This is a genomic window from Pseudomonas putida (assembly GCF_028682395.1).
Taxonomy (GTDB): Bacteria; Pseudomonadota; Gammaproteobacteria; order Pseudomonadales; family Pseudomonadaceae; genus Aquipseudomonas; species Aquipseudomonas putida_AB.
The window spans coordinates 1-1,881 of the sequence record NZ_JANHLC010000024.1 but is presented as its reverse complement, the minus strand read 5'-3'; the positions used below and the strand labels follow the sequence as shown (position 1 = coordinate 1,881).

The following is a 1,881-nucleotide window of genomic DNA, read 5'->3' as shown; positions in this document are numbered from 1 at the left end:
TTCACCAGCACCGTGGCCAACCTGCAAAGCATCTCGGAAAACTCCACTGCAGCTCGTAGCCGGGTACAGGATGCCGACTTCGCGTCGGAAACCGCCGAGCTGACCAAGCAACAAACCCTGCAACAGGCGTCGACTGCGATCCTGTCCCAGGCTAACCAACTGCCATCGTCGGTACTGAAACTGCTTCAGTAATCACGTAACAGGCTGGACCATAACGGAAGGGCGCCTCGTGCGCCCTTCCGTTTTTTTATGGCCGCTAAATGCGCTGTAGCCGTGGTCGCCAGGCTTTTGGGGATGCCTGTGCAAGCCGTCGCGCTCTACAAGACCGCAGGAAAGGGCGGGCGGCAGTGGTTGTGACTGTCGCAAGAGAAGTAATCAAGAAAACTCTCAAAAACAGCTCAAGAACTAAGCGATTTCGACGATAACCATTACGAAGGTTTTCCAAGCCACGCCAGGCGGTTGCCCGGTCGGAAGCTGCAACACCCCATCTACGAGGAATTCGTCATGGCTTTATCCGTAAACACCAACATCACGTCCCTGGGCGTGCAAAAGAACCTGAACAAGGCTTCCGATGCGCTCAGCACCTCGATGAGCCGCCTGTCTTCCGGCCTGAAAATCAACAGCGCCAAAGACGACGCGGCCGGCATGCAGATCGCCAACCGTCTGACCAGCCAGGTCAAAGGCCTGACCGTTGCCGTGGCCAACGCCAACAACGGCGTGTCGATTGCCCAGACCGCTGAAGGCGCGATGCAAGAATCGACCAACATCCTGCAGCGTATGCGCGAACTGGCCCTGCAATCGGCGAACGGCTCGAACAGCGATGACGACCGTACCTCCCTGCAACAGGAATTCACCGCGCTGACCGGCGAGCTGACCCGTATCTCGCAAACCACCAACTTCGGTGGTCGCAAGCTGTTGGACGGTTCGTTCGACAACGTCGGCTTCCAGATCGGCGCCAACGCCAACGAAACCATTTCGTTCGGCATGAGCGACATCAGCGCCACCGGCCTAAAAGGCTCCTACGGCGAAGCCAAGGCCGCCGGTGCTGTCACCGACCTGGCCGCGACCGTCGTCGGTAGCGAAGCGAAGATTGGCCAATACGCCACCAGCAACGCCTATGCGCCGAACGCTGCGGCTCAGACGATCACCATCAATGGCACCGCCATTGGCCTGGGCGCTAACGAAACCCTGGCTGCGACCCTGACCAAAATCAACGACCAGAGCGCTATTACCGGCGTCAAGGCTATTGAAGACCCGGCCACGACCGGTAACATCAAGCTGACGTCCGACAGCAACTTCACCGCCTCCGGCAGCGTAGCGGGTGTAATGCCTCCAGCGGCCACTGTGGCCAAGACCACCACCACCAACGCCGCGGCGCAGATCAGCATCAATGGCACCGAGATCGACATCGCTGCCGGCCGTACCCTGGCCCAGGTCGTGAGCGATATCAACGGCACTGCTGGCGCCAATACCGCGCTGACCGGCGTCACCGCCTCTGCTGCCGATGGTCGCCTGACCCTGACCTCCGCCGATGGCAAAGCCATCAAGCTGGACAACGGTTCCGACGCCACCGACGGTCCGGGCGCTCTGGCTACGCTGGGCCTGCAATCGGGCACTACCCAAGCCAAGCTGACTGCCGATACCTCGGTGATCCTCAATGGCGTGGAAGTGAAGTTCAAGAAGGGCGACACTGCTGATGCAATCGTCTCCTCGATCAACAGTGCAAGTACCGGTGTAACGGCTAGCAAAAACGCGGACAACACCCTGGCGTTGTTCTCCAACAAGACCTTCACCGTGGCCAACGGCAGTGCCGGTACTGGCTTGGCGCAATTGGGTCTGACTGGCGTCTCGGCGACCAACACCGCTGTGACCGTGGAAACC

General features: G+C 59.8%; 2 protein-coding genes. Both read left to right on the top strand.

Translation table 11 applies throughout. The features are described from left to right. The coding region (locus NPS46_RS25045) for a flagellin (RefSeq protein WP_274112034.1) at positions 1–192 on the top strand (192 nt) is incomplete at its 5' end. Positions 193–504: 312 nt separating this feature from the next. Further along, on the top strand, positions 505–1,881 hold a 1,377-nt coding region (locus tag NPS46_RS25040; RefSeq protein WP_274112032.1), incomplete at its 3' end, for a flagellin hook IN motif-containing protein.